The sequence below is a fragment of the Lactobacillus sp. CA30L genome (assembly GCF_059900845.1).
The window spans coordinates 16,501-30,197 of sequence record NZ_JBWXGB010000003.1; the positions used below are offsets into that span (position 1 = coordinate 16,501).

Annotated in this window: 13 protein-coding genes; all 13 read right to left on the reverse strand. The window is 46.4% G+C overall.

The features are described 5' to 3' along the window. Window positions 1-51: 51 nt before the first annotated feature. Window positions 52-831 (reverse strand): ABC transporter permease, encoded by a 780-nt coding sequence (locus AC2JF8_RS04190; protein WP_500761758.1) that lies wholly within the window; start codon window positions 829-831, stop codon window positions 52-54. After that, window positions 831-1,601, reverse strand: coding sequence for an ABC transporter permease (locus AC2JF8_RS04195; protein WP_500761322.1), 771 nt, complete (start codon window positions 1,599-1,601; stop codon window positions 831-833). The genes AC2JF8_RS04190 and AC2JF8_RS04195 overlap by 1 nt, the downstream gene beginning before the upstream one ends. Next, window positions 1,598-2,545, reverse strand: a complete 948-nt coding sequence (locus tag AC2JF8_RS04200; RefSeq protein WP_500761324.1) for an ABC transporter ATP-binding protein — start codon at window positions 2,543-2,545, stop codon at window positions 1,598-1,600. Before AC2JF8_RS04200 ends, AC2JF8_RS04195 begins: the two co-directional genes overlap by 4 nt. A gap of 212 nt (window positions 2,546-2,757) precedes the next feature. Next, window positions 2,758-3,651 (reverse strand): EamA family transporter, encoded by an 894-nt coding sequence (locus AC2JF8_RS04205; RefSeq protein WP_500761326.1) that lies wholly within the window; start codon window positions 3,649-3,651, stop codon window positions 2,758-2,760. Between the two features lie 348 nt (window positions 3,652-3,999). Next, the gene (locus AC2JF8_RS04210; protein ID WP_500761328.1) at window positions 4,000-5,244 is read right to left on the reverse strand and encodes an ABC transporter permease; all 1,245 of its coding nucleotides are present in this window, start codon (window positions 5,242-5,244) and stop codon (window positions 4,000-4,002) included. Further along, window positions 5,237-6,133: an ABC transporter ATP-binding protein gene (locus AC2JF8_RS04215; protein ID WP_500761330.1), complete on the reverse strand. Its 897-nt coding sequence runs from the start codon at window positions 6,131-6,133 to the stop codon at window positions 5,237-5,239. The genes AC2JF8_RS04210 and AC2JF8_RS04215 overlap by 8 nt, the downstream gene beginning before the upstream one ends. Before the next feature lie 368 nt (window positions 6,134-6,501). Further along, window positions 6,502-7,359: a PTS system mannose/fructose/sorbose family transporter subunit IID gene (locus AC2JF8_RS04220; RefSeq protein ID WP_500761332.1), complete on the reverse strand. Its 858-nt coding sequence runs from the start codon at window positions 7,357-7,359 to the stop codon at window positions 6,502-6,504. 11 nt (window positions 7,360-7,370) lie between these two features. Further along, window positions 7,371-8,213, reverse strand: a complete 843-nt coding sequence (locus AC2JF8_RS04225; protein ID WP_500761334.1) for a PTS mannose/fructose/sorbose/N-acetylgalactosamine transporter subunit IIC — start codon at window positions 8,211-8,213, stop codon at window positions 7,371-7,373. A 2-nt stretch (window positions 8,214-8,215) separates the two neighbouring features. After that, on the reverse strand, window positions 8,216-8,722 hold the full coding sequence (locus AC2JF8_RS04230) for a PTS sugar transporter subunit IIB (RefSeq protein ID WP_500761336.1): 507 nt from the start codon (window positions 8,720-8,722) through the stop codon (window positions 8,216-8,218). A gap of 20 nt (window positions 8,723-8,742) precedes the next feature. Further along, window positions 8,743-9,156 (reverse strand): PTS sugar transporter subunit IIA, encoded by a 414-nt coding sequence (locus tag AC2JF8_RS04235; RefSeq protein ID WP_500761338.1) that lies wholly within the window; start codon window positions 9,154-9,156, stop codon window positions 8,743-8,745. Window positions 9,157-9,167: 11 nt separating this feature from the next. Continuing rightward, a complete protein-coding gene (locus AC2JF8_RS04240) occupies window positions 9,168-9,908 on the reverse strand; it encodes a GntR family transcriptional regulator (protein ID WP_500761340.1) in 741 nt (246 codons plus the stop codon). Window positions 9,909-10,015: 107 nt separating this feature from the next. Beyond that, complete coding sequence (deoC, locus tag AC2JF8_RS04245) at window positions 10,016-10,708, reverse strand: deoxyribose-phosphate aldolase (protein ID WP_500761342.1); 693 nt, start codon at window positions 10,706-10,708, stop codon at window positions 10,016-10,018. A gap of 257 nt (window positions 10,709-10,965) precedes the next feature. After that, the gene (locus AC2JF8_RS04250) at window positions 10,966-13,635 is read right to left on the reverse strand and encodes a calcium-translocating P-type ATPase, PMCA-type (RefSeq protein ID WP_500761344.1); all 2,670 of its coding nucleotides are present in this window, start codon (window positions 13,633-13,635) and stop codon (window positions 10,966-10,968) included. Between the last annotated feature and the right edge of the window lie 62 nt (window positions 13,636-13,697).

Here is a 13,697-nt window from a genome sequence, read left to right on the forward strand (position 1 = left end):
TGCTGCCAGCTTATGACCGCTAGTAAGAAGCTTTTTTTGCTTGGTTGGCTATTAGCTGCCCGTGCTCTGGTATTTTTTCAGAAACAGGCGCCAAAGCTGGTAAACCAGGACAAAGTAGCAGATGCAGACCAGCGGTATGATGGCCAGCCAAATCCACTCGTGCCGCTGGGCAATCCGTTCCTGCGGGATCGATGCCACCCAGCCGATGGGAATGACAAAGGTCATTATCACCTTGAGGACCCCCGAGTAAATGGCCAGTGGGTACTTGCTCATCTCAAAGAAGTCGAAGGTGGTCTCGGCCAGATCCGACAGGCCATTCGAAAACAGTGCCACCGTGTTGCCCAGAACCGCCAGGCTCATGAAGATCAGCGCGGTGAAAAAGGAGATAAAGATGAACATGACCGTGATGTACCAGGGGTTATGCAGGTGGATGTCCACGATTATGAGCAGAAGCAGCGCAACCAGCAGGTCGCCCCATGAGTCCTCGTCAACCCGCTCATTGACCAGCTGGAAGAGCGGGTTGACCGGCTTGATCAGGATGGTGTCGAGGCTGCCCTTGTGGATGTAGTCGGCGATGTTGAGCGTGTTGATGAAGAAGCAGCGGAAGATCGACCAGGCCAAAGTCGCCAGGGCATAGGTCAAGAGCAGCTGTTCAAAGCTGTAGCCCTTGATACGCGGCACGAGGTTAAAAATAAAACGCAAGGCGACGATGTTTAAAACGTTCTGGATAATCATGCCAAAGATGGCAAAGTAGAAGTCCACGTCGTAAACGGCCAGCGACTTGAGGTTGACCTTCATGTAGGTCAATAAGAGTTTGAGGTAGCGCATAATTAACCTCCTTGAATGACCGTCTTGGTGACGGCGTGCTTAAAGAGCACCCTGAATAGGACGGCAAAGAGCACGATGTAGACCAGCTGGATCGCAGCCACGCGGAAGAACAGGCTGGGCGATGGTGTTTGGGCCAGCATGCCGACCGCACCAAAGGAATACTGGAAGGGCAAAAAGGACGCCAGCGTCCTTAGTGCCGCCGGGTAAAAGTAGGCCGGAAAAACGTTGCCGGCCAAGACCAGCAGGATGGCCTCCTTGAAGGTGGAAATGCCCCAGATGCTGTAGGTGTAAAACGTCAGGGTGCCCAGGAGCATTTCCAGTTCAAAGTACAAAATATAGGCCAGGATAGCGGCCACCGCCACCATTAAGACGGCCGCCAGCGTTATCCGGAAGTCCAGCACCCACAGGTAGATGCCGATGTTGACCAGGCCCACGAGCATGAACTTGGCCGCCGCGTAGCCAACGCCCTCCCAAAACAGTGGGGTGGCAATCGCTACCGGCTTCAACAGGTCCAAGGCAATATCGCCCGATTGTACCTTGTCGCTAACGTCGTAGCTCGTCTTGGGAAACAAGACGGTCAGAAGCTGCATCAAGACGAGGTAGCTCAGCGTTTGCTTGAACTCAATGGCCGGCCGGTTGACGAGCACGGCCTGCCACAGGAAGTACTGCACGATAATTGAGATCAGCGTGGAAAAAAGGTAGAAGAGCAGGACGTACTTGGACGAAAAACCCTTCTTCACCCCCATTTTGAACAGCATTAGGCGGTATCTCATTGGCGTTCGCCCCCTTCCTGCGTGTGTGCGAGCAGGTATTCCAGCTTGCCCGACTTGACTTCAATGTTATCGATCGGCACGGTTGCGGTAATCCGGCTCAAGACCCGCTTGATTTCGCCGCGGCCAACGCCGGCCAGCTGGTAGCTGCCGTTTTCAAGCTGCTCTAAATGCGGCCAGACTCTTTGCAGGTCACCGTAGCAGCTGCGGGCACTGGCAAAGGTAACCGTGGCCGGCACGTCCAGGTTGGCCACCGCACGACTATCCTTGTCCAGAACCAGGTGGCCCTGGTTGAGGATGACGATGCGCGTGCAGACCTTTTCCACCTCGTCCAGGTCATGCGAGGTAAAGATAATGGTCTTGTCCGTCAGCGTGTTAAGAAAGCGCACAATGCTATTCTTGCTCAAGACGTCCAGTCCTATCGTCGGTTCATCCAGGATGATGAGATCCGGGTCGTGGATCAGGGCCGCGATGAACTCGGCCTTCATGCGCTGGCCCAGGCTGAGGCTGCGCACGGGTTGGAGCAGGAAGTCGCCGGCATCAAGCATCTCGGCCAGCCGTGCGACCCGCTCGTCAAAGTCCTTTTGGGCAACCCGGTAGATCTCCTGGTTTAACTTGAAGGTGTCCATGGCGGGCAGGTCCCAGCGCAGCTGACTCCGCTGGCCGAAGACGACCCCAACCTTCATGGCGTTCTTCTGCCGGCTGGCGACCGGGTCAACGCCAAAGACTCTTACCGTGCCGCTGGTCGACTGCAGGATTCCCAGGATCATCTTGATCAGGGTGGACTTACCGGACCCGTTGAGACCAACCAGCCCCACGCGTTCACCCGGCTTGACCCCAAGCGACACCTTTTGGACTGCATAGAATTGCTTGCGCTCCTTGTGCAGCAGTTTAGCGGCCACGACCTTCTGGTATTGCTTGGAAAGATTTTGGGTTTCAATAATCATTATTTATCTCCAATTGTTGCTGGCGGTTGAGCACCTGCTTGCGCTCCGTTGCCTAGATATTTTTGTCAATGTACAATTTAAATTTTTCACACATTATTTAATGAAATATACACCTTTATTTTAATTTAAGCAATTAAAAATACGACCTGTCCCCAATTTTACCGAATAAAAAAAGACTTCTAGTCAACAGACTAGAAGCCTGCTGCCCCGCTCTAGCGCGCAAGTAGCACGAGGACAAAAATACAGACGATCACCAGAATATCGGTAAGCTTCATCTTTTCCTTGAGGAAAAGATCGCCAAAGATCACGCTGTACAGAGCGGTCATGTTCAAAAAGACCCAGGCAATCCCGGAATTGGCGGACGACGTGGCCAGCGTGTAGGTGACCTGGGCCAAAAGGGTCAAAACAGCCCGCGCGCCATACAGCAGGGCAACGTGGCCCACTAAGGTGGCCCCGCCAATCTTCAGCGTCTTGTTTTTATACCAAAAGGTCACGAGCGAAATCAGACAGCGCAGGTAGATCGTCATGATGGTAAAGAAGACCAGGTCAATCGGCTTGACCAGGCCCGTGGTCAAGAGCGGTGAAACCGCAGCCTGAATAACTAAGAGCGGGGCCAAAACGGCAAAGGTCTGCAGCATGACCTTGAGGTCCAACGCGTTGTGCCGCTGCGCATAGGCAATGTAGGCCACCACGATCAGGGTCGATAAAAGGGAAACAAGGTACGACGACCGGTTGAAGTAGCCCATCGTGCAGAAGAGCGCCAGCGGGATAAACAGGTCCGTCAGTTTGCTCAAGATGACCGACTGCATGATGGACACCTTCTTATACACGTAGCTGTAGCCGTAAGCGACCACCTGGGCCAAGAGCGCATACAGCGCCACCTTGACCAGATACCCGTCCGTGATGCGGGGCAGGGGGAATTTAACCAGCACGTACGCCAGAAAAAAAGTGACTAAAACCGAACTGCAAATATTGTTTAAAAAATTGACGTCGATTGAACTCTGCTTGCGGTAACCCATCTGGTAGCGGTCAATCACCGAAATGATTCCGCGCGAAAATGAGGACACCGTGGCAAAGACAATCAGCCAAATGCTGCCAATAACCATCTTTACTCCATTCTACATAAAAAATACGGCCAAAAATCTGCCCCTTTGCAGTCCGTGCCCGGCAGTGCAACGTTCGTCAACCCCATGCCGCTTGGGGCAAAAGCTGTACCGGATGCCAGCGGCCCACAAAGTTTAGTGGCACTTTAAATTCACCATTAAAATGCCTAAAAAGTTTTAAAGAGTACTTCAGAATACACCAAAGCAAATTGGCTGACAAGTCCTAGTTAGCCTGGCCTCCCCCTGATAGTTTTCCCCTGGAGCGCCCTGCGCCACCGGCACGCCCTTTAACTAAAATTGCACCAAAAAAGGCGCCGTGGACTAATGACTAGTCCGCGGACGCCTTTTATTTTAGGCCTTGCTGTACGAGAGGCCGCGCTTGAGCCGCTTCCAGATGTTCGTATCATCCGTCTGCAGGATAACGCCCTGGTAGATCTTGCTGATGTAGATGGTTAGCCCCACAACGCTGACCACCAGGATGGCCAGCGAGATACCGACCTCGAGTCCGCTGACGTGGCCGCTGATGATGCGCAGCGGCATCACAAACGACGAGAAGAGCGGAACGTAAGACATGACCTGGGCCAAAATCTGGTCCGGATTGTTGATGAACATGAAGGTGATGATATAGGCCAGCATCACGATGCCACTGATCCACGATACTGCCTTGGAGGAATCTTCCGGCTTGGCCACCAGGGCACCGGAGAAGGCTGCCAGGATGGTGTAAAGCACCACGCCTAGAATGACGAAGAGCAGGTTGATGTTGACCAGGTTGCCCAGCACCTGGTTGATCAGCTGCTGGTTGGCGTGCATGAAGGACGCGGTCTGGTCGGCGTGCAGCGCCCACCGGTAAATGGCCGTGCCACCGATAATATAGATGACCACCTGGGTCAAGATGACGCCGAAGATACCCAAGATCTTGCCCAGGAAGTACTTGGCCGCCGTCGTGCTGGAAAAGATAATCTCCATAATCTTGCTGCCCTTCTCCGCGGCAATCTCCTGCGCGGTGATGCTGCTGTATAGAAGTAGGATCATGTAGCTCATGAAAAGCAGGAGAACAAGCGAGATGTATTGACCAGCCTTATCATCGCCCTTGCCGTCGGCCTTGTGCAGGACCTCCTTGTACTGCGGCCGCTGCGCCAGGGCCTGGGCTTGTTTTGGTGCCAGGCGCGCCCCCTGCAAGTTAAGCTGGCCCTGCAATTTCTGCGTATAGCGCAAAAATTGCGCCTTTAGCTCCTCATCGACTGCTCCTACGCCATGGTAGGTCGCCCGCACCCGGTTTTGTTTAAGGTCCAGGACCAGGTAGCCGTCGAGCTTTTCGGCTGTTACCCGCTTTTCGGCCGCTGCAGCCGTTTTAACGTTCTGATCAATATCGACTTTTCTGCGGTTTTCCTTAATAAAATTCTGCCGCAGCTGCGGGGAGGGGCTGATCACGGCAATCTGCTGGTCCGACTGCGACGTAGCCGAGTCGCTGCCAACTGTGCTGAAAAGAAGGGTCACGCCGATAAAGATAAAGGGCATGAACACCAGGATAACAAAAGACCACGACTTAACCTGGCGCCAATACGTTTGAAGAGTAACAATCCACAACTTATTCATGCTGTTCACCGACTTTCATTCTAAAGATTTCATCTAGCGTTGGCGGCTGCTGACGGAATTCCTCAATATACTGGCCCTGCGTCAGTGCATCAAAGACCTCAGGACCGCTCTGTTCCTTATCAATTCGCAACAGGTAACGACCGTAGGGCAATTTCTTCACCTGCAATACGTGCGGCAGAGCGGCAAATTCGGCCTGCGTCTTAGCCGTCTTAACGTAAATCTCCGTCTTGCCAAAGGAATCGCGCACCGTCTCTAGATCGCCGCTCAAGACAACCTGGCCGTCCTTTAACATGAGCAGAGTGTCACAGATTTCTTCGACGTTGGTCATGTCGTGACTGGAGAAGATAATAGCCGCACCTTGGTCCCTGGCCGTCATAATTGCCTGCTTGAGCAGGTCGGCGTTGACCGGATCCAAGCCGCTGAACGGTTCGTCCAGGATAATGAGCTTGGGATTGTGAATCAGCGTGCAGATCAGCTGCACCTTCTGCTGGTTGCCCTTGGACAGGGTCTTAATCTTGTCTGTCTTCTTGCCCTTAACTTCAAAGCGTTCAAGCCACTCGTCAATTTTGGGCTTGATTTCCTTGGTCACGCAGCCCTTTAATCGGGCCAGGTAGACAATCTGCTCCTCGATGGTCATCTTGGGCATCAGACTCCGCTCTTCCGGCAGGTAGCCAATCGCGTTAAAAGTTGTCTCGGTAATTGGCCTATTCTCCCAGGTAATTTGTCCCTGGTAGTGGAGAAAGTTCAATATACTGTGAAATGTGGTTGTTTTACCAGCACCATTTTGGCCGATCAAGCCCATGATCTGGCCGGGTTGAATAGTAAAACTAACGTCCTGCAGTGCCTGCAGGGACCCAAATTTCTTACTCAAATGGTCTACTTGTAGCATAGTATTTTCTCCTTTTATATATAAGATACTAACAATTATACCTTAGCAAATAATATATGGCTATGTTTTTTTTGTCAGTAAACTTGTTGTCAAAAACATCGACATAACTATTGTGCTTAAAGTAAAGCTATCTTTACTAAATGTAATTATTTAGTTACTTTGTAAGTTTACCATATCCGTCAGTGATGTCAACAACTGATTACATTTAAGAGAAGGAAAACTTGCTGCTGCCAAGTTAAAGTCGCGTATCATCTTATAAAGGCCAAGTAATTAGACATGCAAAAAGGCCAAAATTCTAAATTAAAAATTTTGGTCTTATAGAAATTATTATTCAAAATATTTCGCTTGTCTTTGATAGCAATGCCTAACTATAAAAACTTGATAAGAACTCCAACTGCTGCAACCACAGTCAAAATCAAGATTATCTTGTTTGCACTCATTCGCTTAGAAGAGATCAGCCAGAAAGTAAACATAACCACAATTAGGGGCAGTAACCCGGGAAAGAAACCATCAATAATTGTTTGCAACGGCTTAGTCTGCGTGCCAAAGGGAATTTTAACGGTTGTTTGCAGTGCAATTGTGGATGCAGCTAATCCACCAATAACAATAGTACCCAGTACTGTAAACATATTGGTCAAACGCTTAGCACTCTCGCCAACAATCTTATCTATCGCCGATACGCCCAATTTATAACCGCCCCTGAAGCAAACCACTTCAAGTATAGTAATTATTACAACATAAGCTAAAATATAGAATAGCGGTCCTAAGGGATTGCCACCCTTTGAAAGGCCCATAGCAATTGATAATAAAGTTGGAATGAGGATTCCTTGCATTAATGAATCCCCAATGCCAGCTAATGGTCCCATTAAAGAGGCCTTCACGTCAACAGGCATCTCCTCGCTAACGTTGGTATTTCCCATACCAATTTGTTCTTCCAGGGAAGCAACAATCCCGTTCACTAGCTGGCCCGTCTGTGGTTCCGTATTATAGAAAGGCGAATGACGCTTAAGGAGTCGTTTATAGGCCGCATCATCGTCTTTATAGTACTTATTGCCTAGGGGCATATAGGAAACTGCCCATGCAGCACCGTGCATCTTTTCATAACTCATCGCAGATTCAGGCAAAAACATGTATCGCAAAAAGATTGAACGCAGTTCTTTCTTAGTTAAGCGTCCCGGCTTAGAAGACTTATTTGCTTGCTTCATCATTTCTTCAGTATTAGCCATTTTGTACCTCCTTAGAATAAATCCGCATCTTCGTATTCATCTTCAGTTTGAACGACTTTTTCATTTTCAGAAGAATTTCCACCGTTGCTGCCATTCTTTGCGGAAATTTGGTAAACCAGGTACGCAATTAAAACGGCAATGAATACCAAACCGATAGTACTCATCTTAGCAAAGGCTATCATAGCAAAACCAAACAAGAAGTATATTATCTGCAATTTGTTTTTAATCAACATGTTCATCAGCATTGCGATACCAAGTGCTGGCAGTAATCCGCCGAGCACCGTGATAATGCTGGTTATTTGCGTTGGGATAACCTTTAGCAAGGTCTCAACCGCTCCCCTACCAAAGTAGATGGCGGCCCAGATAGGTACTGCACGTACTAAAAAGGTGATTATTTGAGGCCAGATAACCTGATCCATGATGAGCGCATGCTTATCAAAGCGATCAATATCGCGATCAACCTTATGGTTGAAGTAAGAGAAGCCCGCCATCCGCAAATTGTAGAAAATCAAACCAAACGTTTGACCAATAAAAATAGCCAATGTTACTGCGATTGCAGGATCTCTAGTTGTAGCCATAGCTAAGCCAATGCCACCATATGACGCATAAGTAATTTCCGTACTTGAAGTGCCACCCGTGTGCATTGTCGCAATAAAGACAGCCTGAACGGCTAATCCGCAAAGAATGCCGGCCTTCACGTCACCAAAGATTAGTCCACACATAAAGCCTGCAATTAATGGCCTACCTAAGACATAGAACCCATAGGCCACGCCCCCCATGATGATGCTATCCACCGCACCTAGGTACCCCAGGATGCCTACAAGAATTGCTTGCCAAAACAGAGCTATATTCATCTCTATACCTCCTTGGCTTTCAACTCATCATAGTGCTTTTTAACTTCAGGCCAAGTTTTCTTTTTTTCATCAGGGATTAATTGAAAGTAAATATTTATTCCCTGGTTATACATGTACTCAAAGGCTGCGTAATCCTGATCATCAAGGGCTAAAGTCCGCTCGACTACAATTGCACCTTCGCGCGTATTCATCGGGCCAACGTTCAATTCCTTGCCCCAGTCTGCACCCATCTTAAGCAGCTTTGCAAAAGTCTGGGGAGAATTAGATATTAAGAAAAAATTCTTTTGTGACTGGACGCCCTTTTTAATTATTTCTGGTCCCTTCTCGTCACTGAATATGCCTACTTTAAGGTTACCAGCGGCTGCTTTTAAGACTTTTGTTCTAAGTTTATCGTGAATGATTTTGTCACCCACTACCAAGAACCCATCTATCGGTCTTTCCTTTGACCATCTTGTAGTAGTCTGACCGTGGATTACACGATCATCTACCCTTGCTAATGTTATTGACATAGAGAAACACCTTCCTCTAGCTAAAATTCGATATCTTGATTTGTGTTTGCTGTATCTCTAGCTACACAAACTCCTTCTTTACCAGATTTTTCAGCTAAATCTGTGATTTGATCCAAACTTGGTTCACCGGGGAGAGCTAAGCCAACTTCAAGCAGCATGGACAAATTGAGACCTGATACAACTCTTATTCTTTCGGGATATTGCAAATACTTGGCGAAGCACTCATTATATGGAGATCCACCTTTAATATCACAGAGAACCAACAAATTATCCGTTTCATTATCTATTTTTTGAGCAAGCTTTTTCTTAAACTGGCCGGTATCATCCGGAGCAAGCCCTAAATATTCGATTTTATCCGTTGAACCCGCTAGCATCTCATAGCTACTACAGATTCCCTTTGCCATATTTCCATGTGTTGTTACTAATATCCTCATTGTATTTTCCCTTATCTGTACAAGATCGAAGTGACTTTATACTGATCCGTTCTAAGTAGTGCATCAGAACATTCTATCGGTTCATCATCTGAGGCAAAGGTTACTTGGTTTAGTTCCAAGGCAGCGTTGCCTGCTGATAATTCCATTATCTTTGCCTGATTTTTACTAAGACTACATGCTGAAAAATTTCTAATACCATATTTAATTTTTATTCCTACAGTTTTTTCAATTGCGTCAAATAAAGCTACCTTATTAAAATCAACTTTTTCTAAGTCTGGACAACGATCGAGCGATATCCAATTAAAGGTCAGTATCGCCGGCGTATCTTCTACGCTTCTCAGGCGGACCAGATACAATACTTTCTGATTGCCCGTTAATTTGAGCTTTTTCTGAATATCAACCGGTGGCTGCACAACTTTTTGTTCCATAACCTTAGTAGTATAGTCAATATTCTTCATTTTCATTGTTTCCGCATAAGAGACTAGTTCTTGCGCAAACGGGTAAGAAAATTGTGGCTTTGTTACAAATGTGCCCTTGCCCTGGACCTTTTCCAAAGTTCCTTCCTCAACAAGTAAAGAAATTGCTTTACGAACCGTCCCCCGTGCCACTTCCAAATTATCGACAAACCATTTTTCCGATGGAATTTTGTCACCAGGATTTAGAACCTTCTTATCGATGTCTGCCCTTATTTGATCGGCAATTTGCTGATAAATGGAAATTGGAGAATTATTATCTATTGACATGTTGCTCATAGGGATTCATTCCTTCTTTAAAAAGTTTTGTTTAATATAGTACATTCTTTGCCTTAATTATAAAGCATTTATACTATTAAACCCTATAAGCAATAAAGCTAAATAAGTTAATCTGCGATTGAATTATCTTCTCTTGCTTCCCCTGTAATAATTTGTGGACCTGCACTGGTACCCAAAAGTGAAGCTCCCGCTTCAAGCAGTGCCAAGGCCTGTTGACGATTTCTAATACCACCAGAAGCCTTAACCAAACACTTATCACCAGCAATTCTCTTCAATAATTGGATATCGTCAACGGTTGCATGGCCGCCCTTACCCCAGCCACTTGAATTCTTAAGGTAAGTAGCTCCAGCATCCCTAGACAACTCAGCTGCCTTGATTTTTTCATCGCGAGAAAGCATCCCGAACTCCAGCATAATTTTTACAACTTTACCATTTGCTGCCTTTACAACAGCAGCAACTTCATTTTGGTATTCGTCATACATACCTGCTTTTAAGAAACCAACGTTAGGCATCCAGTCGAGCTGATCAGCTCCGTCTTCAAAGCATTTTTCTGCCTCAAAAACTTTAACCTCAGTCTTTTGGGCACCCATCGGAAAACTCATGCAAGTAGCAACTTCGATATCCGTACCAGCTAACTCCTTCTTAGCAAGTGCAACCCACTGAGGTTGAATCATAACGCCGTTAAAACCAAATTGCTTGCAATCATCACATAGGCCCCTAATATCATCCGGTGTTAATTCCGGGTTGACATTAGTGTGTTGAATCTTTGCTGCCAATTCTTTATCCGATAAATTTAACATAATAAACTACCTTTCTTTTAAAACATTTTTCTTTGCGACCTTCTTGTAATCGCTTGCAATTATATATAAACATCTATGGACGTCTATGTCAAGGGAAAAATGATATTTTGGCCTTTTTTATTTAATCTTTGAAATGAGTCCCGAAAGTTAGACAACTTTTGGGACTCATTTCACTTATTGGCTTATTAAGCAAAAAAAGCTGAAACAAAAAGATCAAACTCACTCGAGTTTGACCTTCACTGATTAAGCGCAGATAGTTACATTTTCCCCATCTTACGCTGTACTAGTTTAACCACTTCAACAATCAAAATCATCACGATGCCTGCACCCAAAACCACTGTCCATTGAGCAATATTTAACTCCGTAACGGCAAACAAATTGGTTAAGAACGGCAACTCAACTGCTGCCATAATTATAGCTGAAATCAAAATTGCCCAATTGAACCACTTATTTGCAAAAGTATCAGAAGAAAAAATTGATTGGTGAACATACTTAGAATTAATGGCATGGAAAAGTTGAATAAGTCCCAAAGTCAAAAATGCCATTGTGAGTGCATCACCATGTTGCATTGCTGCATTTCCCACATGCGGACCGACTGCCAAGCCTATGCCATAAGCCCCTAAAACCAAAGCAGTTTCGATGATGCCCTGATAAATAATAGAACTTGCAACACCGCCGCTAAAGAAATTGGACTTCTTTCCCCTTGGCTTACGCTTCATTATTCCTTTTTCAATCGGTTCAACACCAAGAGCAATAGCTGGGAGCGTATCCGTTACCAAATTAATCCAAAGCAGTTGAACTGGCTTTAGAATATCCCAACCAAGCATCGTCATGATAAAGACGGTAAGAACCTCACCGACGTTGCAGCTCATGAGGTAAAGAATGGCCTTTTGAATATTGCTGAATACTTTACGGCCCTGCTTGACAGCTTCAACAATTGTGGCAAAGTTATCATCAGCAAGCACCATATCACTAGCACCCTTAGAAACTTCGGTACCGGTTATTCCCATGCCAATGCCAATATTAGCTTGCTTCAAACTTGGTGCGTCGTTTACACCGTCACCGGTCATTGCAACAATCTTATCGTTAGCCTGCCAGGCCTTTACAATGCGCACCTTATGTTCCGGTGAAACCCTTGCATAAACGTTATAATCACTAACATGCTTTTTAAAGTAGTCATCGCTCAGCTTATCAAGTTGCGCGCCGGTCAAGACGCGTTTGCTTTCACCAGGCTTAAGAATACCTAAACGTTCTGCAATTGCCTGCGCTGTTACCTGGTGATCACCCGTAATCATTACGGTACGAATACCGGCACTATGGGCTTCAGCAACAGCTGCTTTGGCTTCAGGACGTTCAGGATCAATCATTCCTACCAATCCTGCAAAGACTAACTCTTGTTCAACGTTATCTGTTGTCGGATCATCATAGGGCTTATTAATAATTTTATATGCTAGACCCAAGACACGCAGAGCTTTTTGCGCCATATTTTGGTTCGAAGCCAAAATATCCTGCTGCTGCTCCGTAGTAATCGGGGTTATCTTGCCACCGATATTAACGGATCGTATCCGCTTCAGCAGCATGTCTGGTGCACCTTTTACTGCAACATAATACTTACCGTCAAACTGGTTAACGGTACTCATCAGTTTCCGTTCCGAGTCAAATGGAACTTCCTGAATACGTTTGTATTTTTTTTGAATAGCTTGCACGTCAATATTTTCATCAAAGGCATACTGAATCATCGCTGTTTCAGTAGGATCTCCCAGTAAGTTGCCCTCATTTTCAATTTTAGTATCGTTAGCCAAGATCATTGAAAGCAGTGCCGGATTATCTTCTTCAATTTCTTCATCATCATCGTGAATCGTACCCTGGTAAAAAAGCTTTTCCACGGTCATCTTATTCTGGGTTAGAGTACCAGTTTTATCAGAACAGATAATATCCGTCGCCCCCAGTGTCTCGACTGCAGGCAGCTTCCTGACAATCGCCTTGTGCTTGGCCATTGTCTGCGTTCCCAAGGCCAGAATGATTGTGACGATTGCTGGCAAGCCTTCGGGAATCGCAGCTACAGCCAAAGATACCGCCACTAAGAACATATCAATTAGTAATGAATTCATTGGTGCCGTACCGCGCTTGGTGAAAACACCAACTGCAAACACAACCGCGCAAATCACCAAAATCATAATCGTAATGGTTTTGCCAAGCTGTGTTAGGTTCTCTTTTAATGGTGTATCAGTCTCATCCGTATTGTTGAGCATCGTGGCTATTTTACCGACCTCAGTATCCATTCCGGTGGCTGTAACAATGCCCTCGCCACGGCCGTACGTGACGCTAGTACTTGAATAAGCCATATTAATGCGGTCGGCCAACGCAACATCGCTGCCTTCAAGCGTTTCGTTGCTTTTATCAACGGGGACCGATTCACCGGTCAAAGCCGATTCTTCGATTTTTAGGCTTTTTGCGGTAGTCAAACGCAAGTCGGCCGGAACAACGTCGCCCGCTTCAAGGAGCACAACATCGCCGGGAACAATCTCAGTACTGGGAATTTCTAAAATTGCATCATCACGTCTAACGTGGGCATTAGGCGTCGCCATTTCCTTTAAGGCATCAATTGCTGCCTCTGAACGTGCTTCCTGAATTACCCCTAAAATAGCATTAAGAATAACGACAATCATGATGATTGCAGCATCCGTCCACTCCTTGGCGACTACGCCCGAAAGAATGGCTGCCACAATCAAGACAATAATCATAAAATCTTTAAATTGGTCGACAAAGCGCATAAACATGCTCTTCTTCTTTTTAGAAGTCAGCACATTACTACCGTACTGGGTCAACCTTTTTTTAACTTCCGCATCCGACAAGCCCTGCTTAAGCGATGTCGTTAATTCCGCCTCCACGGCTGAAATATTTTTTGAATAATAATGTTCAGGCACGAATTTTCCTCCTAACAAAAAGGCTCACATGCAATTCATGCACCCAAGCCTAATTAAAACTG

Bases quoted from the DNA above. Each gene is read 5' to 3' on its own strand.
- AC2JF8_RS04195 (WP_500761322.1), bottom strand. From the start codon at position 1,601: ATGAGATACCGCCTAATGCTGTTCAAAATGGGGGTGAAGAAGGGTTTT.
- AC2JF8_RS04215 (WP_500761330.1), bottom strand. From the start codon at position 6,133: ATGCTACAAGTAGACCATTTGAGTAAGAAATTTGGGTCCCTGCAGGCA.
- AC2JF8_RS04200 (WP_500761324.1), bottom strand. From the start codon at position 2,545: ATGATTATTGAAACCCAAAATCTTTCCAAGCAATACCAGAAGGTCGTG.
- AC2JF8_RS04205 (WP_500761326.1), bottom strand. From the start codon at position 3,651: ATGGTTATTGGCAGCATTTGGCTGATTGTCTTTGCCACGGTGTCCTCA.
- AC2JF8_RS04220 (WP_500761332.1), bottom strand. From the start codon at position 7,359: ATGGCTAATACTGAAGAAATGATGAAGCAAGCAAATAAGTCTTCTAAG.
- AC2JF8_RS04240 (WP_500761340.1), bottom strand. From the start codon at position 9,908: ATGAGCAACATGTCAATAGATAATAATTCTCCAATTTCCATTTATCAG.
- deoC (WP_500761342.1), bottom strand. From the start codon at position 10,708: ATGTTAAATTTATCGGATAAAGAATTGGCAGCAAAGATTCAACACACT.
- AC2JF8_RS04235 (WP_500761338.1), bottom strand. From the start codon at position 9,156: ATGAGGATATTAGTAACAACACATGGAAATATGGCAAAGGGAATCTGT.
- AC2JF8_RS04230 (WP_500761336.1), bottom strand. From the start codon at position 8,722: ATGTCAATAACATTAGCAAGGGTAGATGATCGTGTAATCCACGGTCAG.
- AC2JF8_RS04210 (WP_500761328.1), bottom strand. From the start codon at position 5,244: ATGAATAAGTTGTGGATTGTTACTCTTCAAACGTATTGGCGCCAGGTT.
- AC2JF8_RS04225 (WP_500761334.1), bottom strand. From the start codon at position 8,213: ATGAATATAGCTCTGTTTTGGCAAGCAATTCTTGTAGGCATCCTGGGG.